15 protein-coding genes are annotated in these 23,143 nt (G+C 66.4%); 6 read left to right on the forward strand and 9 right to left on the reverse strand.

Going from position 1 to position 23,143, the window contains the following annotated elements; translation table 11 throughout:
* The first annotated feature begins 272 nt into the window (after window positions 1-272).
* A complete protein-coding gene (locus tag IHE46_RS06620; RefSeq protein WP_192163848.1) occupies window positions 273-3,446 on the forward strand; it encodes an efflux RND transporter permease subunit in 3,174 nt (1,057 codons plus the stop codon).
* Window positions 3,447-3,625: 179 nt separating this feature from the next.
* The gene (locus tag IHE46_RS06625) at window positions 3,626-4,489 is read left to right on the forward strand and encodes a DUF817 domain-containing protein (RefSeq protein WP_192163849.1); all 864 of its coding nucleotides are present in this window, start codon (window positions 3,626-3,628) and stop codon (window positions 4,487-4,489) included.
* Window positions 4,490-4,538: 49 nt separating this feature from the next.
* On the opposite strand, the gene IHE46_RS06630 is transcribed toward IHE46_RS06625, so the two are convergent.
* Window positions 4,539-5,951, reverse strand: coding sequence for a serine hydrolase domain-containing protein (locus IHE46_RS06630; RefSeq protein ID WP_192163850.1), 1,413 nt, complete (start codon window positions 5,949-5,951; stop codon window positions 4,539-4,541).
* 192 nt (window positions 5,952-6,143) lie between these two features.
* On the opposite strand from IHE46_RS06630, the gene galA reads away from it, so the two are divergent.
* The 3 genes from galA to IHE46_RS06645 all read left to right on the forward strand — a co-directional run bounded on the left by galA (window position 6,144) and on the right by IHE46_RS06645 (window position 11,414).
* Complete coding sequence (galA, locus tag IHE46_RS06635; RefSeq protein ID WP_192163851.1) at window positions 6,144-8,684, forward strand: beta-galactosidase GalA; 2,541 nt, start codon at window positions 6,144-6,146, stop codon at window positions 8,682-8,684.
* Window positions 8,685-8,852: 168 nt separating this feature from the next.
* Window positions 8,853-10,178 carry an ABC transporter permease gene (locus IHE46_RS06640; RefSeq protein WP_192163852.1) on the forward strand — a complete coding sequence of 442 codons (1,326 nt, stop codon included), beginning with the start codon at window positions 8,853-8,855 and terminating at the stop codon, window positions 10,176-10,178.
* A gap of 15 nt (window positions 10,179-10,193) precedes the next feature.
* Entirely contained in the window at window positions 10,194-11,414 is a 1,221-nt protein-coding gene (locus IHE46_RS06645; RefSeq protein WP_192163853.1) for an FtsX-like permease family protein, read from the forward strand.
* Window positions 11,415-11,477: 63 nt separating this feature from the next.
* Here IHE46_RS06645 and IHE46_RS06650 read toward each other — a convergent pair whose 3' ends face one another.
* The 6 genes from IHE46_RS06650 to IHE46_RS06675 form a co-directional block, all read right to left on the reverse strand.
* Window positions 11,478-12,008 carry an acyloxyacyl hydrolase gene (locus IHE46_RS06650; protein ID WP_225562862.1) on the reverse strand — a complete coding sequence of 177 codons (531 nt, stop codon included), beginning with the start codon at window positions 12,006-12,008 and terminating at the stop codon, window positions 11,478-11,480.
* 75 nt (window positions 12,009-12,083) lie between these two features.
* Window positions 12,084-13,613 (reverse strand): DHA2 family efflux MFS transporter permease subunit, encoded by a 1,530-nt coding sequence (locus tag IHE46_RS06655; protein WP_192163855.1) that lies wholly within the window; start codon window positions 13,611-13,613, stop codon window positions 12,084-12,086.
* 147 nt (window positions 13,614-13,760) lie between these two features.
* On the reverse strand, window positions 13,761-14,939 hold the full coding sequence (locus IHE46_RS06660) for an HlyD family efflux transporter periplasmic adaptor subunit (protein ID WP_192163856.1): 1,179 nt from the start codon (window positions 14,937-14,939) through the stop codon (window positions 13,761-13,763).
* 10 nt (window positions 14,940-14,949) lie between these two features.
* Complete coding sequence (locus tag IHE46_RS06665; RefSeq protein WP_192163857.1) at window positions 14,950-16,422, reverse strand: efflux transporter outer membrane subunit; 1,473 nt, start codon at window positions 16,420-16,422, stop codon at window positions 14,950-14,952.
* A 23-nt stretch (window positions 16,423-16,445) separates the two neighbouring features.
* Entirely contained in the window at window positions 16,446-16,907 is a 462-nt protein-coding gene (locus IHE46_RS06670) for a MarR family transcriptional regulator (RefSeq protein WP_343229996.1), read from the reverse strand.
* A 74-nt stretch (window positions 16,908-16,981) separates the two neighbouring features.
* Window positions 16,982-17,230, reverse strand: coding sequence for a hypothetical protein (locus tag IHE46_RS06675; protein ID WP_192163859.1), 249 nt, complete (start codon window positions 17,228-17,230; stop codon window positions 16,982-16,984).
* 166 nt (window positions 17,231-17,396) lie between these two features.
* Here IHE46_RS06675 and IHE46_RS06680 point away from each other — a divergent pair, with 166 nt between their 5' ends.
* A complete protein-coding gene (locus IHE46_RS06680; RefSeq protein WP_192163860.1) occupies window positions 17,397-18,215 on the forward strand; it encodes a helix-turn-helix transcriptional regulator in 819 nt (272 codons plus the stop codon).
* A 39-nt stretch (window positions 18,216-18,254) separates the two neighbouring features.
* Here the strand turns inward: IHE46_RS06680 and IHE46_RS06685 are convergent, their stop codons facing one another.
* Together IHE46_RS06685 and IHE46_RS06690 are read right to left on the reverse strand one after the other, a co-directional pair.
* Window positions 18,255-19,391, reverse strand: coding sequence for a hypothetical protein (locus IHE46_RS06685; protein WP_192163861.1), 1,137 nt, complete (start codon window positions 19,389-19,391; stop codon window positions 18,255-18,257).
* A gap of 290 nt (window positions 19,392-19,681) precedes the next feature.
* Window positions 19,682-22,906 (reverse strand): TonB-dependent receptor, encoded by a 3,225-nt coding sequence (locus IHE46_RS06690; protein ID WP_192163862.1) that lies wholly within the window; start codon window positions 22,904-22,906, stop codon window positions 19,682-19,684.
* Window positions 22,907-23,143 lie beyond the last annotated feature (237 nt).

The raw sequence follows: 23,143 nt of genomic DNA on the forward strand, positions 1-23,143 counted from the left end.
GCGCCAGTGGCTCCTGAGGCGATGGCAGGAGGACAAAGCGGTTTCGGTTGCCTGCAGATAGGCGAAATCGTCTTACAAAATCCCTCCCGTAATCGGCAATCTTCTTGACGGCGCCACCATGAACGGATCCCCCTGCCTTTCGGCAGGGGCCCGTCTTCAGGCACATACATCGCCGCACGAGCCGCGTCATAAAGGGCCTATGACCGGGAACTGACTCTTGTCACTGCATGTCGCGCAGGGTCACCCGTTATGCTGCGCGCCACGGAGGACACGTGAATATTTTCGCCCCCATGATCCGCCGACCCGTCGGCACCTCGCTGCTGGCGATCGGCCTGGCCATCGCCGGCTTCTGGGCCTACCTGCTGCTGGGCGTGGCGGCGTTGCCGTCAATCGAGTTCCCCTTCGTCGCGGTGGTGGCGTCGGATACCGGCGCCAGCGCGCAGACCATGGCGAACACGGTGACGGCACCGCTGGAACGGCACCTGGGCCGCATCCCCGGCATCAAGCAGATGTCGTCCGACTCCAGCGAAGGCGGTTCGCAGATCCAGATCATGTTCGACATGAGCCGCAACTCGGACGAGGCCGCGCGCGATGTGCAGCAGGCGATCAATGCCGCCATGCCCGATCTGCCCACCGGCATTTCGCCGCCGCAGTACTTCAAGGCCGATACGTCGCAGATTCCCATCCTGCTGATTGCGGTGACTTCCGCCAGCCTGTCCCCGGACAAGCTCTACGACCTCACCGACACGCTGCTGCAACCGGCGGTGGCGCAGGTGCCCGGCGTGGCGCAGGTGCAAGTGGGCGGCTCGGCGCATGCGGTGCGGGTGGCGCTGCATTCCAATGCGATGGCGCACGTCGGCATCACCGCGAACGACATATCCAACGCCTTGATGGCGGCCAACGTCACTGCGCCGCAGGGCGCGCTCAGCAACGGCACCACGCAGTTCACGGTGAGCGCGAACGACTCGCTGCACACCGTGGACGACTTCGCCAAATTGATCATCGCCAGCCATAACGGCGTACCGGTGCGGCTGGCCGACGTGGCCACCATCACCGGCGGCCAGCAGGATGAGTACGCCGCGAACTGGTTCAACAAGCAGCCCGCCGTGCTGCTGCAAATCAGCAAGCGGCCCGAGGCGAACTCGGTGGCCACGGTGGAGGCCATCCTCGCCCGCTTGCCCGAACTGCACGCGCTGATGCCGGCTGACGTGCAGATACGCCCGATCTTCGACCTCACCAACACCACCAAGACCGCATTGCACGAAGTGGAAGTGGCGCTGGTGCTGAGCGTGGTGATGGTGGCGCTGGTGATGCTGGTGTTCCTGCGCCGCCTGCGGCCCACGGTGATCGCCATGTTCAGCGTACCGCTGTCGCTGGCCGGCGCGTTCGTGCTGATGTGGACCATGGGTTTCACGCTCAACACGCTGTCGCTGGTGGCGCTGGTGCTGTGCGTGGGCTTCGTGGTGGACGACGCCATCGTGGTGATCGAAAACATCGTGCGCCACATGGAACAGGGCATGCCGGCACTGGAGGCCGCGTACACCGGCGTGCGCGAGATCGGCTTCACGGTGATTTCGATCACGCTGTCGCTGATCGCGGTGTTCGGGCCGATGGTGTTCGGCAACAACATGTTCACCATGCTGATGCGCGAATTCTCGGTGACGCTGATCGCCACCATCGTGATCTCCGCACTGGTGTCGCTCACGCTCACTCCCGCGCTGTGCGGGCGCTGGCTGGCGCACGAGCACAACGCGCCGGCACGCAAACCCGGCAGGATGGAGCAATGGGCCGAACGCTTCGACCAGTCGTTCCTGCGCCTCTACGAGCGTTGGCTTGATTGGGCGATGAAACACCGCCGGCTGATGCGCTGGCAGCCGCCCATCCTGCTGGTGCTCACCATTGCACTGGCCGTGCTGGTGGGTATGACTGCCGGCGGCGGCTTCATGCCCAAAGAGGACATCGGCCTGCTGCAGGCCCAGGTCTCCGCCGACGCCAACGTTTCGCCCACGCAGCTGGCAAAGCGCACGCAGGACATCATCGATACCGTGCTTGCCGAGCCTGCCGTGCTCGATGCCACCACCATCCTCGGCGGCAACAACAACAGCGGCTCCGTCGGCAACCGCTCCACCCTGTTCATCGACCTGAAACCGCATGGCGACGGCAAGAACGACCGCCATGAAACCGCACAGCAGATAGCGGACAAGCTGGTCGCGAAGTTCAAGGGCCTGACCGACATGGACGTGTCGGTGACGCCGGTGCAGTTCATGGGCGGTGGCGGCGGCGGGAACAACAGCGGCCCGCAGTACACGTTCCAGCTCAGCAGCAACAACGGCCTGCCGTTGCAGCAGCCCACGCAGGCCGTGGCACGGGTGATGCGTGGCATGAAGCAGTTCCGCGACGTCACCACCAACTACGACACCATTGGCAAGCAGCAGATGCTGGAAGTGGACCGCAACGCGGCATCGCGCCTGCAAGTCAGCATGGGCGAGGTGGACGACGCGCTGAACAAATCCTTCGGGCAGACGCCGGTATCGACGATCTATTCCGACATCAGCCAATACTCCGTCGTGCTCACCTCGGACAAGGCCGATACGCTGAGTCCCGATGCGCTGCTCAACACCTATGTGCGCAACGCGCAGAACAAGATGATCCCGCTGTCCGCCATCGCGCATATCAAGCCGATAACCGCGCCGCTCAGCATCAGCCATTTCAACCAGATCGAATCGTCCGCGATCAGCTACAACCTCGCCAAAGGCACCACCCAGATCGAGGGCATGAAGCTGGTGGACCAGGCGATCTATGCCGCCAACCTGCCGGACGGCGTGCAGAAGAAGTACACCGGCGACAACCAGGACCTGCTCGATGCGCTCACCAACGTATTGTTCCTGCTGGTCGCGGTGATCGCCGCGATGTACGTGGTGCTGGGCATCCTTTACGAAAGCCTGATCCACCCGCTCACCATCCTCTCCACGCTGCCCGCCGCGGGCATGGGCGCCTTCCTCGCCATGCTGCTGACACATACCCAGCTCACCGTGATGTCGGTGATCGCGGTGCTGATGCTGATCGGCATCGTGAAGAAGAACGCGATCCTGATGGTGGACTTCGCCCTCGTCGCCGAACGCGAGCACGGCAAGACGCCGCCCGAGGCGATACGTGAAGCGGCGCTGGTACGCTTCCGCCCGATCACCATGACCACCCTGGTGGCGATGGGCGCGGCGCTGCCGCTGGCCATCGGCTTCGGCGTGGGCTCGGAAATGCGCCAGCCGCTGGGCATCGCCATTCTCGGCGGCCTGTTCGTGTCGCAGCTGCTGACCCTGCTCAGCACGCCCGCGATCTACCTCTGGCAGCACGACCGCCGCGAGCGCAAGGCCAAGCGCAAGGCGCTGCGCGAGGAAATCCGCCGGCAGAAGCTGGTGGCCAAGCAGATGCCCGCACTGCCGAAGTAGGCCGCACACCGCATCGGACGACCCGCTCTTTCAACGGGCGTCCGAAAGCGGCCTGCCCGGCACGGTGCCGCCGCAGGCCGAAGAATGATGCCGCTTCGCCATGCATCCGCCATGCCCTGCACCGGGATGGCTATCTGCATCCGCCAGGCTCCCCACTGCACCGCGCATGGGAGCCGCCGATGGCAAACAGTTTCTCTTCCAACCTGAGCGCGGCCGCCCTGCAGATGGATGGCCGCGTCGGCGCCTGGGCGGCATCGCAGGGGCGCTGGGCGCATGCGCTGCACGAATTCGTCTGCTTCGGCGCCAAGCAGGCCTCCGCCTGTCTGTTCGGCGGCTGCATGGTGCTGCTGCTCGGGCTCACCTGGGCCTTTTACCCGCACGACTTCGTGCTTGCGCGCTACGACTTCCTCACGCTGGCGGCACTCGCCATCCAGTGCCTGCTGCTGATGACGCGGCTGGAAACCGTGGAGGAGGCGAAAGTGATCCTGCTGTTCCATCTGGTCGGCACCGCGATGGAGGTGTTCAAGACGGCGGTGGGATCATGGGTCTATCCCGGGTACGCGTTCCTGCGCATCGGCGGCGTGCCGCTGTTCACGGGCTTCATGTACGGCTCGATCGGCAGCTACATCGCCCGCGCGTGGCGCCTGTTCGATTTCCGCTTCACCCGGCATCCGCCCCTGGCCTGGACGATGTGGCTGGCGGCGGCGATCTACGCGAATTTCTTCACGCACCATTTCATGCCGGATCTGCGCGTGCCGCTGTTCGCCGCCGTGGCGGTGCTGTTCGGCAGGACGTGGGTCCATTTCCGCATACGCCACGCGCACCGTCGCATGCCCCTGCTACTGGGATTCGGGCTGGTGGCCGTGTTCATCTGGATTGCGGAGAACATCGGCACGTTCACCGCCGTCTGGCGCTACCCCGCGCAGCGCGAAGAGTGGGTCATGGTGCCGCTCTCGAAGCTAGGTGCGTGGTTCCTGCTGATGATCATCAGCTACGTGATGGTGAGCACGGTAGCGATGCGTCGGTCAGCGCGACAGCAATGAAAAGGGCCGGGACGCATGACGCGCCCCGGCCCTGGTTCCCGCGTCGTTGTCAGTCCGTCGACGCCACGATGTACTGCTCCAGCTTGCCGTCCGGCAGCATGTAGGTGGAGACGGAAAGCTTCGTCTTGGAGAACTCCACCGTATAGGCGCGCATCTGCATGCCGCCGCGCATGCGCGTGGCGCGCAGCGTGAAGGCGGTGGGCTTGCCGAGCGGCGCCAGGCTGGACTGGTAGTCCTTCAGCGCGGTCGCGTCGAAGTAGCTGTTGCCGTTGGGGCTGAACAGGCCGCGGTCGATCTTGCCGTGCTGCAGCCCGGCGAAGATCGTCTCGGCCTGCGCCAGCGCCTTCGTCGAGGCAGCATCGTGCACTTCGAACACGGCCTTGGCGATGCCGTTGCCGATCACGCCGAAGGCGCCCACCGCGTCCTGGTTGGTCAGCACCACGACCGCGGTGCGGTCGTCGGGGAAGATGTAGTTGCCGGCAGTGAAGCCCATCACCTCGCCGTCGTGGAAAATCATGCGGCGGTTGTCCATGCGGCCGACGAACACGCCGAGACCGTAACCCGAACCCAGCCCGTTGTTCAGCACGACCTCGGTCTGCATCGCCTGCCACGACGCCGGCGACAGCACCTTCTGGTCGATCATCGCGACGTCCCACTTGGCGAGGTCGCTCGCGGTCATCGCGAGTTCGCCCGCGGCGAACATCCAGTTCACGCCTTCCTTCATCGAGGGACGCAGCGGACCCAGCGCGTTGCGCGAGTAGCCGCGCGCATCGCCCGCGGGCAGCGCATGCTGGTCGGTGTCGTAGGCATCGGTGACGCCCAGCGCCGGGAACACGTGCTGCTGCAGGAACTCGAACGGAGTCTGCCCGCTGACCTTCTGCACGATGGCGCCGGCCACCACGTAGCCGGTGTTGCTGTACTGCCACTGCGCGCCGGGTGCGAAGTCCAGCGGCTTCTTCGCCCAGCCGTCCATGATCTGCGCCGTCGTGGTGGGTTGGCGCATCATCGGCATCAGGTAGTCCTGCGGCCAGTAGTCCTGGTAACCCGCCGTGTGCGAAAGAATCTGCCGTATCGTGATGTGGTCCGCGTCGGTGAGATCGGGGAAGAACTTCGCGACCTTGTCGTCCAGGCTGAGCTTGCCTTCTTGCTGCAGCAGCAGGATCGCGCCGGCGGTGAACTCCTTGCTGATCGAACCGACGCTGTAACGCATCGCGGAGGTGGCCGGCGTCTTCGGGTCGAGGCGCGCGTCGCCGTAGGCCTTGGCGTAGACGATCTTGCCGTCGCGCACCACCGCGACCGACGCGCTGGGCACGCCCGACTTCGCCAGTGCGTCGTTGGCGACCTTGTCGATCTTCGCAGACAGGTCGGCAGGCAAGGCATCCTGCGCGAGTACCGATGCGCTGGCGGATGCCAGCAACGCGCTCAGGCAGAGCAGGCGGACAAAACCCGGAATCGTTCGCATAGGTGGCCTCGACACGGTAAGGAGGCGCACACCATAGCACTGCAGCCGCCGTCGACCCGTGTGCCGATCGTCGCCCTGCCATCCGCATCCAGGCTCATTCCGGAAATACTACAAATTTGCAAAACGACCTTGGAAATTGCCGCCGCTACGAGTAGTTTTTGTGGAATCGCACGCTGCCAGGATCCGATGCCCATGGTCGATACCACGCGCCGCACCTTCATCCTCTCGGGTATCGGACTGGCAGGCTCGTGCCTGTTGCCACGCGCCTTGTGGGCCGCCGGCATCGGCAGCGGACCCGGAGCAAAGCCGTCGCTCCCCGCGCCGGGCGGCGAGTCGCCCGTGGCGCCGCGCGAGCAGTGGCTGCTCGATTTCGACTGGCGCTTCGCGTTCGGCAACGGCGAGGATCCCACCAAGGATTTCGGCTACGGGTTCGGCCAGGGCGACTTCTCCAAGACCGGCGACTTCAAGATCGCCACCGCCGATTTCGACGACAAGGACTGGCGCGCGCTGGATCTCCCGCACGACTGGGCGGTGGAACTGCCACCCGTCCACGACGACAGCGGCGACGACGACACGCGGCTGACCTCGCACGGCTACAAGCCGCTCGGGCGCCGCTTCCCGGCGACCAGCGTGGGCTGGTACCGGCGCACGTTCGAGCTCCCCGCCAGCGACCGCGGCCGCCGCATCTGGATCGAATTCGACGGCGCGATGCGCGACATCGTGCTGTTCGTCAACGGCTGCTTCATCGGCCAGCACGACGATGGCTACACGCCGTTCCGTTTCGACCTCACCGACTTCCTCAACTACGGCGGCAAGAACGTCATCGCCCTGCGCGTCGATGCCAGCTTCGGCGACGGCTGGTTCTACGAGGGCGCCGGCATCTACCGCCACGTCTGGCTGACCAAGGTGGACCCCGTGCATCTCGGCCGCTGGGAAAGCGTGGTGCGTTCGGCCGTCGAAGGCAATGCGGCCAGCCTCGAACTGGCCGGCATCGTCGAGAACGAAGGCGAGCAGGCGGTGCAGGCCTCGCTGGAATGGAGCATCACCGACGCCTCCGGCCGCGTGATCGCGCAGGCGACCACACCTGCGCAGGCGGTCGCGCCCGGCGCATCCGTAGGCTGCAAGACGACAACGCACATCGATGCACCGCAGCTCTGGTCGCCCGACGAGCCGCAGCTCTATACGGCCCTGGTCAAGCTGGTGGTCGACGGCACGACGCGCGATGCCGAGCAGTTCCCGTTCGGCGTACGCACGGCGAGCTTCGATCCCGACCGCGGTTTCTTCCTCAACGGCAAGTCGCTGAAGATCCAGGGCACCTGCAACCACCAGGATCATGCGGGCGTGGGTGCGGCCCTGCCGGACCGACTGCAGTCGTTCCGCGTGGGCGTGCTGCAGGGCATGGGCTGCAATGCCGTGCGCACCTCGCACAACATGCCGACGCCCGAATGGGTGGCGGCCTGCGACCGCATGGGCATGATGATGATGTGCGAGACGCGGCACATGAGCTCCAGCCCCAGCGGCCTGCAGCAGCTCGAAACCATGGTGAAGCGCTACCGCAACTCGCCCTCGATCATCATCTGGTCGATCGGCAACGAGGAGTGGCGGCTGCAGAAAGGTGCGCTGGAACAGCAGGGCGAGCGCATCGGCGCGGCGATGGTCGAGCGCTGCCACGAACTCGATCCCACGCGAGTCGTGTCGGCTGCGGTCAATGGTGACAACGAACAGGGCGTGTCGGATGCGCTCGACGTCATCGGTTTCAACTACAACCTGAAGTACCCGGATGCGTTCCACAAGGAACACCCGAAACGCGCGTTGTACGGCTCGGAAACCTCCAGCGCCATCGCCACGCGCGGCGAATACGCAACCGATCCGAAAAAGAACACGGTCAGCAGCTATGACGGCGTGGTGGAATGGGGCGAGACGCCGGAGCAATGGTGGAGCTTCTACGGCACGCGCGACTGGCTGGCCGGCGGGTTCGCCTGGACAGGTTTCGATTACCGCGGCGAACCCACGCCGTACGGCTGGCCTTCGGTGAGTTCGCAGTTCGGCATCGTCGACCTATGCGGTTTCCCCAAGGACTACTACCACTACTACAAGGCGTGGTGGACGGACACGCCCAGCCTGCACGTGTTCCCGCACTGGAACTGGCAGGGCAAGGAGGGCCAGGAGATCGCGGTGTGGGTCTACACCAACCTGGACGAAGTCGAGCTGCTGCTCAACGGCAAGAGCCTGGGCATCAAGCCGGTGCCGCGGCTCGGCCACGTGCAGTGGCAGGTCGCCTACGCTCCCGGCAAGATCGAGGCGCGCGGCCGCAGGAACGGGCAGACCGTGCTGGTCGACCGCCGCGAAACCACCGGCCCGGCGCGCAAGCTGCGCCTGCGCGCCGATCGCACGCAGATCGACGCCGATGGACAGGACGTGGCCATGATCACGGTCGACGTGCTCGACGAGCATGGCCGCCCGGTGCCCATCGCGAACAACAAGGTCGCCTTCCGCATTTCCGGCGCGGGCAAGCTGATCGGCGTGGGCAACGGCGACCCCAACTGCCACGAGAGCGACAAGGAGCCGAAGCGCTCGCTGTTCAACGGACTGGCGCAGGCCATCGTCCAGGCGACGGCCGACGTCGGCTCGATACGCATCGAGGCGAGCGAAGACGGCCCGAACGGCCCGGCGCTGGCCTCCGCATCGCTGACCCTCACGACGAGGAAAGCGGCGGCGCGTCAGGTGGTCTGAAACCGGGGGGATTGTCCGCTGTCCGCGAAGTGTCCGCGGACAGTCGTCCCTGCGCGCCCGGGATCTCTAACCATCTGACCAACGGGGTATTTCCTCGGTGCCGAGGCGTGGCACGCGGATTGCTGCATCAGCCCGGAGGCCGCACTGTCCGCGACCGGGGAACGCACGATGGTTCGCGACACTCCTGCACGAGGCGGCAACCAGCTCGCCTACTACGTTCTGCTCGCCCTGCGCAGCTTCAGGCGCAACCGGATGCTCACCGCCCTGATGGTGCTGACCATCGCGCTGGGCATCGGCACCAGCATGACCACGCTGACCGTGATGCACGTGCTGTCGGGCAATCCGATTCCGCAGAAAAGCGCGCAACTGTTCCGCGTGCGCATGAACGTGTTTCCCGACCACCACTTCCACGCGAGCGACGATACGCCCGACAACTTCACCCGGCGCGACGTCGAGACACTGCTGCACGATGCGCGCGCCGATCGGCAGGCGGCGATGTCGGCGGGCTCGCTCGTGGTGATATCGGCGCAGGGCGATCCGCTGAATCTGGAAGCGCGCTATACCGGCGCGGACTTCTTCCCCATGTTCGATGTGCCGATGCGCTACGGCCACGCATGGAGCCGCGACGACGACGCCAGCCGTGCGCGCGTCGCGGTGATTTCCAGCGAACTGAACGAGCAGCTCTTCGGCGGCAAGGACAGCGTCGGCCAGACCCTGCAGGTGGGCAACCAGTCGCTGCGCGTCGTCGGCGTGCTGGGCGACTGGGACATGAACCCGCGCTTCTACGACCTGAGCAACAACCAGTTCGGCGACAGCGAGCAGGTGTTCATGCCGCTGTCCACGGAAATGGACATGAAACTCTCCACCAGCGGCAACACGAACTGCTGGGACAACACGAGCAACATGCAGGCCGCGGACGCGCCCTGCCTGTGGCTGCAGTACTGGGTGGAACTGGATTCGGCCGCCAAGGTGTCGGCCTATCGCCAGTACCTGGGCAACTACATCGCGCTGCAGCAGCACGCCGGGCGCTTCAGCCATCCGGGCGAGATCGAGCTGCAGGACGTGATGCAGTGGCTGGACTTCAAGGGCGTGGTGCCCTCCGACGTGCGCCTGCAGATGTGGCTGGCGCTAGGTTTCCTCGGCATCTGCCTGCTCAACACGGTGGGCCTGCTGCTGGCGAAGTTTCTGCGCCGCAGCAGCGAACTGGGCGTGCGCCGCGCGCTTGGCGCATCGCGCCGCGCGATCTTTATGCAATGCCTGGTGGAAGCCGGGGTGGTGGGGCTGGCCGGCGGCGTGTTCGGGCTGGCGTTGGCCGGCATCGGCATCGTGCTGGTGCGCCACCAGCCCACCAATTACTCCGCGTACATCCACATGGATCTACGCATGCTGCTGGCGACTTTCGCCCTGGCCCTGGCGAGCAGCCTGCTGGCCGGCCTGCTGCCGGCGTGGCGCGCCATGAACGTGGCGCCCGCCGTCGCCATCAAGTCGAACTGAGCAGGAGAGCCGACGATGCATTTTCGCCACATACTCAGCGCGCTGGCCCGCCACCGCATCGCAGTGTGCCTGCTGGTCCTGGAAATCGCCTTCTCCTGCGCGGTGGTCTGCAACGCATTGTTCCTGATCGGCGCACGCCTGGAGCGCATGCACCGCCCCTCCGGCGCCGACGAATCGCACATCGTGCAGGTGCACGTACGCAGCGTCGCGGCTACCTCGCCCGAAGCGACCATGGCGCAGACGCGCACCGACCTCGCCGCCCTGCGCGCCATTCCCGACGTGGCCAACGTGTCGGTCGTCAACCAGACCCTGTTCGGCGGTTCGTTCAACGGCAGCGGCGTCAGCCTCAGCGACGCGCCCAAGGCACCCAGCGTCACGGTGACGCAATACTTCGGCAACCAGCAGCTGGCCGACACGATGGGCCTCAAGCTGGCGGAGGGGCGCTGGTTCAACCCGGACGAGTTCGTCAGCGACGAGCAGCTGGAAGGCGAAGGCGCCACCGTGCCGGTCATCATCAGCCGCGCGCTGGCCCAGCACTTCTTCCCGGGGCAATCGGCGGTAGGCAAGGTGATCTATGCCTTCGGCACCAACCGCGTCGTGGGCGTGGTGGACACGCTGGTGCAGCCACGGGACTACGGCGCGGCGGAGTTCTACGAATACGCCATGCTGTTCCCGGTGAACCTGTCGTACGCAGAGGGCACCTACCTGCTGCGCGTGCGGGACGCGTCGCAGCGCGATGCGGTGATCCGCGACGCCATCCACGCGCTGAAAACCGACGGCCCGCTGCGGCTGCTGTCGCCGAAGGACGCCACCACGCTGGAAGCGGCGCGCGAGAAGTACTACCGCAACGACCGCGCTATGGCCTGGCTGCTGGTGGGCGTGTGCCTGTTGCTGCTGGTGGTCACGGCCGTGGGCATCGTGGGTCTCACCAGTTTCTGGGTGGCGCAGCGGCGTCGGCAGATCGGCATCCGTCGGGCGATCGGCGCCACCCGCGGCGACATCCTGCGCTACTTCCAGACCGAGAATTTCCTGATCGCCACCTTCGGCATCGTGCTGGGCATGATGCTGGCCTACGGCCTCAACCTGCTGCTGATGCTGCACTACGAGCTGGGGCGCCTGCCAGGCTGGTATTTCCCGGTGGGCGCCGTGATTCTGTGGATCATCGGCCAGCTCGCCGTGTTCGGTCCCGCCTTGCGTGCCTCGAACGTGCCGCCGGTGGTGGCGACACGGGCCTGACCGGGGATCCGGCAGCTCACCGGGTCCCCGATTCCAAAACCGCGCTCTGGTCCCCTTGCCGTCTCAGGGCAAGGTGATGCCCAGCAACAGCATGGTTTCGCCGCGGTTCGGCACGTGCAGGTCGCCGTTGGAGATGTGCCGGATCTGCACGCTCCAATACTTCGCCTGCCAGCCCAGCGTGCTCACGAATTCGTAGGAAGAACTCAGCGCCAGGGTGCGCCCGCCATGCACGGCAGGCTGGAAGGAGAAAAACAGCGGCCGATACCAGGCGTTCTCGTCGGCAAAGCGCAGCCTCGCTCCCGCCGCGCCGATCCAGGCTTCGGGGTGCGCGGAGTAGCTGTAGTGGGCGTAGTGGTAATGCCGGTGGCGCGCCAGGTCGCGTCCGTCGATCCAGCCCAGCGATACATCCGGCGACCAGGTCAGCCCCGTGTTGCCGAGCATGTGCTCGGCGAAGACGCCTTCGAGGAAGACCGTGTTGGCGCCGTGGTTGTCCATGTAGCTGCGGCCCAGCTGGAGCTCGAAGCGGGCGGCGCAGGCGGGCATGGCGGCAACAGCCAGAACCGCGGCGACGAAGAAACGCATGTAACGCTGCATGGTACCCATCACTATCCGCAAAGCCGGCGGCGATCGGACTCAACCCATGAGTCGATCGACGCCGTGTCGCATTCCTCAATGTCCGCCGCTGCTCGATGCTCCACTCTTCGGAGTGAAGGGCGGCCTGGCCAGCCAGATCACCACGATCAGGCTCAGGAAGATCCAACCCAACGCGTGCAGGATCTCGTTGAACGCTATTTGAAAACCCTGCTGCGTGATGATGCCGTTCAAGGCGGTGGCGCCGCGCTGCAGATTGCCGTGCCCGTACTGCTCCAGCGCGTTCTGCGCGGCCGGGTTGAACGGGTTGATGTGTTCGGCGAGCTGCTCGTGGTGGGTCACCGCGCGGCGCGTCCACATCAGCGTAGTGATCGAGGCCGCGAAGCTGCCCCCCAGCGTGCGCAGGAAGGTCGCCAGGCCCGAGCCCGCGGCGATCTCGTTCTGCTGCAGGTCGGACAGCAGGATGGTCAGCACCGGCATGAAGAACAGCGCCACGCCCAGACCCTGCCACAGCTGCACCATCGCCACGTGATAGAAGTCGACCTGCAGGTAGAAGTCCGAGCGCATGAAGCAGGTGCCGGCCATCACCACGAAGGACGCCGCGGCGAGCAGGCGCAGGTCCATGCGCGTGGCGTACTTACCCACGAAGAACGTGAGCAGCACTGGAATGATGCCCAGCGGCGCGGTGGCGAAGCCGGCCCACGTGGAGGTGTAGCCCAGGTTCTGCTGCAGCCACAGCGGCACCAGCAGGGAGATCGAGAAGAACGCCGAGTAGGACAGCACCAGCGCCAGCGTGCCGGCGCTGAAGTTGCGGTGGCGGAACAGCTTGAGGTCGACGATGGGGTCCTTGTCGGTGAGTTCCCAGATCAGGAACACCGCCAGCGAGATCGCCGCCACGATGCTGGTCACGATGATGAAGCCCGAATTGAACCAGTCCTCGTCGTTGCCCTTGTCCAGCACGATCTGCAGCGCGCCCACGCCGATGATCAGCGTGACCAGGCCTACGTAGTCCACGCGCGGCCGCTCCAGCTTCTCCGCCTTGCCGCGCAGCTGGTTCGCCACCACCACGCTGGCGAAGATGCCGATCGGCACGTTGATGAAGAAGATCCACGGCCACGAATAGTTGTCGGTGATCCAGCCGCCCAGGATCGGGCCGGCGATCGGCGCCACCACCGTCACCATCGACAGCAGCGCCAGCGCCATGCCGCGCTTCTCGGTGGGATAGGTACTGATCAGCAGGCTCTGCGTGATCGGATACATCGGCCCGGCCACCGCACCCTGCAGCGCGCGGAACAGCAGCAACATGCCCATGCTCTGCGACACGCCGCACAGGAACGAGGTGAGCGAGAACAGCAGCGTGCACCACACGAACAGCTTCACCTCGCCGAAACGGCGCGTGAGGAAGCCGGTGAGCGGCAGCGAGATCGCCATGCTCACCGCGAACGAGGTGATGACCCAGGTGCTCTGGTCGTTGCTCACGCCGAGGTTGCCGGCGATGGTCGGCAGCGACACGTTCGCAATGGTCGTGTCCAGCACCTGCATGAAGGTGGCCAGCGACAACCCGATCGTGGTGACGGCGAGATTCGGCGGACGGAAATGGGTGCTCATGGAACCGTGTCGGTCATGGTTTAGGCATGTCCCATTCCCGCTTGCGGAAGTGGGTGCCCGAAGGGCGGGAGAGGGCGCGTGCCAGGCGTGATGCTGCCAACCCTCTCCCCCAACCCCACCCGCGCAAGCGGGAGAGGGGTCCTTTCATTACTTCGAATTGCCCGCCATGTTGGCGTGGATGATCTCCGCGATCAGCGCGTCGGCCTTGGCCGCCTGCTGCTCGTACACGTCGGTGCTGAAGGCCGGCTGCGTCGGCGGCTCCTGCGCCAGCATCGGGCCGTTCTGGTCGTGCAGATTCACCTCCACGTCCAGCGACATGCCGATGCGCAGCGGGTGCTTGTCCAGCTGGGTCGGATCGGTGAACACCACGCGCGCCGGGATGCGCTGCACGATCTTGATCCAGTTGCCGGTGGCGTTCTGCGCGGGCAGCAGCGAGAACGCGCTGCCGGTGCCGATGCCCAGGCTTTCCACCTTGCCGTCGTACTTCACCGCACTGCCGTACACGTCGGAGCGGATCTCCACCGCCTGGCCAATGCGCATGTGGGTGAGCTGGGTCTCCTTGAAGTTCGCGTCGATCCACACCTGGTGCAGCGGCACCACCGCCATCAGCGGCGTGCCCGGCGCGATGCGCTGGCCCAACTGCACCGAACGCATCGCCACGTAGCCGGTCACCGGCGCGACGATGGTGGTACGCAGGTCGTCGAGGTACGCAGAGCGCAGCTGCGCGGCGGCGGCCTGCACGTCGGGGTGCGAGGCGACCACGGTGTCGTCCACCAGCACCTTGTTGGTCTGGAGCTGCTGCTCGGAGGTGATCAGCGCGCTCTGCGCGGCGGTCAGCGCGTCGCGCACGTGCGACAGCTCCTCGGCGGAGATCGCGCCGGTCTTCGCCAGTGCCACGCGGCGGTCGTAGTCGGCCTGCGCCTTCTGCACCGCCACCTTCTGCACCGCCACGCTGGCCTCGGCGCCGCTGACCGCACTGTACAGGCCGCGTACCTTGCGCACGGTGGCGGCGAGGTTGGCCTTGGCGCTGGCCAGCGCCACGTCGGCGTTGGACTTGTCGAGCTTCACCAGCACGTCGCCCTGCTTCACCAGGTCGCCGTCGTCGGCGCCGATGGTGACCACGGTGCCGGGAATCTGCGGCGTGATCTGCACCACGTTGCCGCTCACATAGGCGTCATCGGTGCCCTCGTACCAGCGGCCTTCGACGAAATACCACACGGCCCACGCGATCGCGGCAAGCACCACGACCGCGGCGAGCGCGCGCAGCAGGAAGCCGCGCTTGTTGTTCTGCGGCGCAGCGGCCGCGGTAGGGTTCTGGCTGGACATGGGGTCTGCCTCAGTGATGCTGTTCGGATGCGGGGGAATCGGAAGTGTTCGACGCGGGCGGCGGCTGGTCGGCCTCGGGGCGGTAGCCGCCGCCCAGCGCGAGGATCAGCTGCACGGACTGGTCGCTCTGCTGCGCCTTCAGCGCAGCCATGCGCTGCTCGGCCTCGAGCAGTTGCTGGCGCACGCTGAGCGTTTCCAGGTAGCTGCCCACGCCGGCCTTGTAGCGCTGCTCGGCCAGCTGTTCGGCGTCGCGGGCGGCCGTCAGTGCGCGCCCTTGCGCTTCGGCCTGCTGCTGCAGCGATTGCAGCGCATCGACGTCGTCGGCCACGTCGTTGATGGCGCGCACCAGGGTCTGGTTGTACTGCGCCACCGCGAGTTCGTACTGCGCGTCCTTGCCGGAGAGGTTCGCGCGCAGGCGGCCGCCGTCGAAGATCGGCATGCTCACCGCCGGCGCCACGTCGTAGAAGCGCGCCGGCAGCTGGAACAGGCTGGCCTCGCCCATCGAAATCAGGCCGACCATCGCGCCCAGGTTGAGGTTGGGCAGGAACTCGGTCTTGGCGGCCTTGATGTCCTTGCCCGCGGCTTCAACATGCCAGCGCGCGGCGACCAGGTCGGCGCGATGGCCCACCAGGTCCACCGGAAGATTGGTCGGCACGGCAAGTTCCGCGGGCGACAGCAGCTGCGGACGGCCGATCTCGCGGCCGCGGTCCGGGCCCTTGCCCAGCAGCACCGACAGCGCCGACTGTGCGGAATCGATCGCGCGGGCGGCCACCGCCAGCTGTTCCTGCGCGCTCGCCACTTCGGCGTCGCCCTGCTTCAGCTGCATCTGGTTGTCGATGCCGGCGGCCACGCGCTGCGCGGTGAGCTTGCGCGACGCATCGGCGCGATCCAGTTCGGCCTTGGCCAGATCCTGCTGCGTATACGCGTAGCCCAGCTGCACATAGGCACGGGCCACGTTGGCGGAGAGTTCCACGCGCGCGGCGCGGGCTTCGACCTCGGCGGCGCGGGCCTGACCCACCGCCGCTTCCCAGGCGGCGCGTTTGCCACCCCACAGGTCGATGTCCCAGTTGAAGCTGCCGTACACGTAGCGGGCCGGCGTCAGGTGGCCGTTGCCCAGTCCCGGCAGAGTGGTGGGGATGCGTGCGTAGGCCACGCTGCCGCCCACGTTGAAGGTGGGCTCGCGCGCGGCGTCGCTGGCGCCCGCCACGGCCTGCGCCTGATGCGCGCGGGCATCGGCCACGGCCAGCGAGGGGTTGTCGGCCAGCGCTTCGGTGATCAGCGCGTCGAGCTGCGGATCGCCGAGGCCCGTCCACCAGTCGGCGGACGGCCAGGCCGCATTGGCCGGCACGTTCGCCAGGCTTTGCGTGGCCTTCAGCGAGGACGGGGCGATCGGCGTGCCGTCGGGATGCAGGCCGCCGCTGCTGGCGCAGCCGGCCAGTGCGAAGGTCAATCCGACCGCTGCCGCAAGGAGGTGCAGGCGCATGAGCTTTCGGTCTCGTTGGAAAGTCAGTTCTTGGTGCGGAGCGCGCTAAGCACGCGCTCCAGGTAATCGTGCAGGTGCGCGCGCTCGTCCGCGCTCAGCGAAGCCTGCGCCGCGGCGAGCACGCGATCGTTGCAGCTGGTGAGGTGCTGCCACAGCGCGTTGCCTTCGGCGGTCAGCTCGATGCGCAGCGCGCGCCGGTCCTGTTCGTGCGGGCAACGGCGCAGGTAGCCCTTGCGCTCGAGCTGGTCGAGCTGGCGGGTCATCGCGCCGCCATCCAGTTCCACTGCGCGGGCCAGTTCGGTGGCACTCATCGGCCCCAGCAGGGCCAGCCGCTTCAGTATCAGGAACTGGGTGAATTTCAGATCCAGCCCCTTGGCGGCGATTTCCGCCTCCATGGCGCGCACCAGTTCGGTACGCACGAGGCCCAGGAGCACGCCCAGGCTTTCGCGGGGACTGGAGGAAGCAGGGGTCGATACAGTGTTCACAGCCGCGCATTCTATTGCCGAAAGAATATTTGTCAAGGCAAATATATGTCCGGCCAATTTTGTCTCGGCAAAATTCAGCCCTGGCATGGCTGGCGCGCTTCTAGCTCGTCCTGCACCAGCCGGCGCAAGGCGGTGTCGCGAATGGTGAACAGCTCGAACACCCCCAGCGCCTGCAGCGTGGGCAGCACGGCTACCAGGCGGGGTTCGGCGCGGCGGCGCACGGCCTCGGGCGTGGCCGGATCGAGCATTTCGTGGGCGCAGGCCACGAAGGTCTCCAGCGGGGAACGGAACGGAGTGGCGACGGACAGCGTGGACGTGGACATGCGGGTTCTCCGGAGGGGCGCCGGGCGGGCTGGAAACGGGAGACAGGAACCGCGAGCGATGGCAGCGGTGACACGGGCCGGCGGGGACATCGGCTGCCGGCCAGCTTACGCACGCACGCCTGCAAACTGATAACGTTATTTGGTCAACAAATAGCGAGAATCGGACATGGGTTCCTGGCACGAGCAGTTGCACGACCGCATCGAACGCGCGGACGGTCCCGCCGTGATCGCCTACTGGGACCAGGGCGAGGCCGCCAGCGAACAGCGCGGCGAAACCCGCACCCACGACTGGCACCGCCACCTGCGCGGGCAGATCTACTGCATCGAAAGCGGCCTGGTGCACGCACGCACCCGCTATGGCTCGTGGCTGCTGCCGCCGCATCGCGCGGGCTGGATGCCGCCGGGCGAACTGCACACGGTGAGCGTGAGCGGGCCGATGAGCGGCTGGGGCGTGTTCCTCACACCCGAGGCCTGCGCCGGCCTGCCCGACCGCCCTTGCGTGATCGGCAGCAGCGAGCTGCTGCGCGCGCTGGTCCGCCGCGCCAGCAGCTGGGCGTTCGCCGAACGGCTGGAGCCCGAGCAGGAACGGGTGTGCGGCGTGCTGCTGGACGAGCTGCGCCGTGCACCGCAGGAGCCTCTGCACCTGCCGATGCCGATCGACCGCCGCCTGCTGCGCATCGCGCACGCGGTGTTGCAGGCGCCGCAGGACAACCGCAGCCTGGAATCGTGGGCCGAACGCGCCGGCCTGTCGGTGCGCAGCCTCAGCCGGCTGTTCCGCCACGAGACCGCGCTCAGTTTCGCGCAATGGCGCCAGCAGGCGCGGCTGGGCCGCGCGCTGGAGCGGCTGGCCGAAGGCATGCCGGTGGCGCAGGTGGCCGAAGCCGCCGGCTACGGCAGCACCAGCGCCTTCATCGCGATGTTCCGGCGTGCCTATGGGCAGTCGCCAGCCCGCTACTTCGAGCGGGCTGCGGCCGTGGCCGCTTGAGCTGCGTACGTTCTTCGCGAAGCGGCGAATCGAAAGGCTTCAATGCCTTTCAGCGGGCACGTAAGGATTGCGGTTCGACGCGGCGAGTATCGCCCATGCCGTCGCGGCGAGATGCGGCCGGCGGTAGTAGAAGGAGTAGGCCGCCGTGATGCGCGGTTCGCGCGTGGCGTAGAGGAACCCGCCCGGCGAAGCCTGTTGCGCGATAGCCGCGAACAGCGTGTCCGCCTCGGCTTCGTGGCCGAGCCGGCGATAGACCAGCGCGGCCTGTGCGGTGCCCTCCGTCCACAAGCCGTCGCGCACGTCGGTGAAATCGAAGCCGCCGTTGACGGCATGCATGCGCTCTACCCAGCCCAGCGCGCGCTGCCATGCCTTCGGCGCATCCGGCAGGAGCTGTGCCCAGAGCTGCACGTCGAGGGCGGATGGCGAGCGCAGCGGCGTCGCGCCATCCGGCATGGTGCCCATCCAGAAGTGCCCGCTCGGCGCATCCCATTGCGCGGCGACGAAGACGAGTGCGCGCTTCGACTGTACAGGCCAGTCGCCGCCGGGCGCGGCGATACGGGCGAGCCAGCCGAACAGTGCGGCGAGGTCGATGTTGTGCTCGGTCGATTTCCACGACGCCGTGCGCGGCACCAGCAGCCAGGATTCGATGCCGCCATCGAAGCCGCCCGCGCCGCGCGCATCCGATGCGTGCGCCGCCACCCAGTCGGCGAGACGCACCGCCGCGTCGCGCCAGCGCGCCTCGCCGGTGGCGTCGTGCAACGCCAGCAATGCCAGCGCCGTCCACGCGACGTTGCCGCATGAAGTGCCGTCCTGGTAGGCGCCGGAATACTCGTGCGCGGCTTCGATCCAGCGTTTCCGCTGCGCGTCCCACCAGCCGTTCGGCAACGGCTTGCGACCTTCGACGACACCGGCGCGGTAGGCATCGCGCAGGCGGGTGTCGTTGATCGCCGCGAGGCGCAAAGCCTCGCCGATGCGCTCGGCCTGCGATTTCCTTTGACAGGCGAGCAGGGCGATGACGGCCAGTGCGTTGTCGTAGGTGAAGGCTGCCGAATGCAGGGGCGCCAGGTCGGGCGCACCCTGTCCGCGCAGGCTGTCGTAACTGCGCAACAGGAGCGGCGTGCCTCCCGGCACTGCATCGACGCGGGATGCGATGGCGTTGCAGCCGGCGTTCGCCATCGTCCGGAGTGTCGTCTCGGAAGAAACCGTGTCGGCATCCGGCCACGGCCATGCTCCCGCGAAGACCACAGGCGACGCGCACGCACCCACCAGCAAGCATGCCGTCATGCCAGCCAACCAACGGCTTCGTGCCTTGCCTGGTCTGGTCGTGCCGAATTCAGCCATCGCTCGTGCCGGTCCGAGGCTCAGACAAAGAAAGCCGCCATCCCCGGCTTTGCGGGAATGACGGCAAGGGGAGAGGGTCCATCCCGTGCGGGCACGTGCCCGCACGACATACCGGGCGCGCTCCGTCAGAAACTCGCGCGCAGGCTGAGGTTGTAGCGGGTGTCGTCGCGGAAAAAGCCCTTGGGCACTTCCAGCCCGTCGGTGTTGACGATCTCCCGCGTCTTGAACGTGGAGTTCAGGATGTTGGCCGCTTGCAGCGAAATCTTGACGTGGTCGTTGAGCGCGTAGATCAACGAAGCGTCCAGCTGGCCCTGGGAGTCGGCCATCACCGGCAGGAACGGATAGTCCGCCTCCTGTCCCGTGATCAGGAAGGCCGAGCGCCAGTTGTAGGCGAGGCGCGCGGACAGCGGACCCTTCTCGTAATACACGGTGAAGTTGTACGTATCGCGCGACAGTTCGGACGGCGGCAGCTTGAGCTGGTTGATGCACTGCGTGGGCGCCACGTAGCCGGAGGGGCAGTAGTCCACCGAACCGAAGCCCAGCCCGTGCGGCTTGATGTAGGTGTAATTCATCTGCGTGCCGAAGCCGGACAGCCAGCCTGGCAGGAAATCGTATTTCTGCTGATAGGCCAGCTCCACGCCGCCCACGCTGCCCTTCTGCCTCAGGTTGGCTAGGCCCGCCGTGTACTGCTCCGGATAGCTCACGCCGTTGTTCGTCACCGTCGTGTCGACGACATGGGTGATGTACTGGATGGTGTTGTCCAGCTGCTTCCAGAACAGCGTGCCGGACAAGGAACCGACATTGCCGAAGTACCACTCCTGGGTAAGGTCGAAGTTGTGCGCGGTGATCGGCTTGAGGTACGGGTTCGCGCCGGTGTAGCCGTTCGACAGGGTCGGCGCGGTGCTGCCGTTGGTGCCGTATGGAAGCAGGCCGCTGACCGTCTGCCCCGCCTGCAGCTGGTTGAGCGTCGGCCGGTAGACCGACTCGGAGAACGCGAAGCGGGTGATCAGGTCGCTGGTCCAGCCGATGGCCAGGTTGAAGCTGGGCAGCCAGTTGCCGTACGAGTTGCTGGCGTTGATCGGCGTGTACGCGCCATTGGCGAAGTTCACGTACTGCTGTTGCTGCGCCGGCGTCAGCGCGCAGAACGTGCCCGGCTGCGGCGCCGGGCCGCTCACGCTCTGCTGGCAATACTCCGCGATGGTCTTGCCGTTGAGCGTCTGGTTCATGTTCGGCAGCAGCAGGAAGCCCGAGGCGTCGTCCTGGGTATGCACGTAGCGCAGGCCGATGTTGCCGCTGATCTGCAGGCCGCTGAGGAAATCGGTGTTGTCGTTGCCGAAATTCAGGCGCACATAGGCGGCGTTGGTCTTCTCCTCGTTCGAGGCGATTTCCTGCGGCAGGTAATACGTGCCCGGCACGAAGACGTCGCCCGCCACGTACTGCTCGCGCTGGAAGTTGGTGTAGTACGGGCCGCCCGCCATGCCGGGGTTCATCGCGAACCACTGCTGGTTGATCTGCTGGATGACGTTGGCGGCCTGCTGGAACTGCGTGAGCGGATTGAGGTTGAAGTAGGGCGCGACGACGCCGAAGTCGCCGCCGCTGAAGGCCGGCAGGTTGATGTGGTACGGGGAGGTGTCGCCAGGCGTGTTGGCGGCGGTCACCACGCTGATCCCCGGGCTGGGCGAGCTGACGGCCTCGTAGTTGTAGGCCGAGTTCTGCACCACTTCGCTCTGGTCGGTATGCCGCACGCCGAACTGCAGGTTGTCCAGGAAACCCTTGTCCACGTCGAAGGTGCCGTCCAGACGGAAGGCGCGCTGGTTGCCCCAGGAGTGCTCCTGGTGATCCTGCGCCGCCGCCCAGTAGGTGTTGTTGGGGTTGGCGAAATACTGCGCCGTCGTTTCGTTGGGGTCCGGCGACAGCAAGCTGACGCTGGGCACGTTGTTGCCGTGCAGGGCGATGTCCCAGTTCGCCATGGTCAACTGGCGGATGTAGTAATAGAAGTTGTCGTAGGTGGAGTTCGTGTCCTGCACGTCGGCGCTCAGATGCAGCCTGTCGTTGACGTTCCACTTCAGGTTGAAGCTGTAGTCGTTGGTGACGTAGCGGTTCCTGAAAGCCGTGCTGTCGAGCTGCGTGGGCAGGCCGCCGTAAGCGGACGGATAGTTGTATTGGCTGGGCAGCGCCGTGACGATGCCCGACTGGAACACGCCCTGGGAATTGAACGTGGGGTAGGTGCCCGCCAGCGGAATGTCGCACTGATTGGGATCCGACCAGGCGCAACCGTCCGTCGACGCCTGCAGGGTGTGCTCGTAGGTGGTCTCCGTGTCCGAAACCCGATCCCATTCCAGCGTGGCCTGCCAGGCCTTGTCCGGGCTTTCCCATTGCGCCGCGAACACGCTGCCGAAGCGCGTGCTGGTCTCGTCCTGGGTGCGCAGGTCGCCGCCGATCGGCACGTACGCATATTGGCCGGGCGCCAGGCCGGGGAAGTCGTCGTTGCGCGAACCCGGCAGCGTGCAACCGTTGCAGCGCCGCTGGAAATCGACCAGCGAGATCGCGTTGTCGGCCTGGTCGATGCGGTCGTAGGCGATGTTGCCCAGCACGCCGAAGCGGCCGATGTCGGTATCCCAATTGTGGCTGAGCAAGCCGGAGATCTGCGGCGTGCCCTTCTTGTCCAGGCTGCCCCAGTAGTTACCGACGGTGAAGGACGCCTGCGTGTCCTTGCTGCTGTCGAAAGGCTTGCGCGTATTCAGGTCGATCGAACCGGCGATGCCGCCTTCGATCATGTCCGCCGTCTGGTTCTTGCTCACCACGACCGAGCCGATCAGCTCCGGCGACACCGTGGCGAAATTCAGCCCCTGGCCGCCGCCGGCGGAAAACACCTCGCGGCCGTTGAACAGCGTGCTGGTATAGGGCAGGCCCTGCAGGCTGATGTCCGAACCCTGGATAGAGAAGTGGTCGGGATCGGCCGCGATGCCGAAGGCGCTGACGGCCACGCCGGGCACGCGCTGCAGCGCTTCCGTGACCGATGTGTCGGGCAGCGAGCCGGCGTCCTGCGCCGAAATCGCGTCGACCACCGTGTCGGCATAACGCTTGATTTCCTGCGCGCGGTTCAAGCTGCCCGAGAAGCCGTTGACGGTCATGCCGGTGAGTTGCTTCGCCTCCTTCTCGTCGGCCGTCGTGGTGGCGTCCTTCTTCTTGTCCTTGACGTCCTTCTTCGCCGCGGGCGCGGCCTGGTCGGTCGCCTGCTGCGTGGGCTGCGCGGTTTGTGCATGCAGTTGCCCGACTGCGAGCAACGTCATCGCAATCGCGAAGGGCAGCAGGCGCAATTGGCCGGCGCCGCGCGTTTGCGGATCCATGGATGGCTTCTTCACTTCGTATCTCCCCAGTTACCAGTGAACGCACGGCGGATGCGGCCCCTTTGCCCCGGCCCATCCGCCCGCCTCTTACTTCAAACCCTTCCGCCAGCCCCCGCTGGCCCCACGGCAGGACATCGAGCACGCATGCCACGCCGCCATCGATCAAGAGAAGCATCGCTCCGACTGCCGGGTCGGATCCGGCGACGCCACCGCATGGCGCGCTCGCCGGACAGGCCA

Source organism: Rhodanobacter sp. DHG33 (assembly GCF_014843005.1).
Lineage (GTDB): Bacteria > Pseudomonadota > Gammaproteobacteria > Xanthomonadales > Rhodanobacteraceae > Rhodanobacter_A.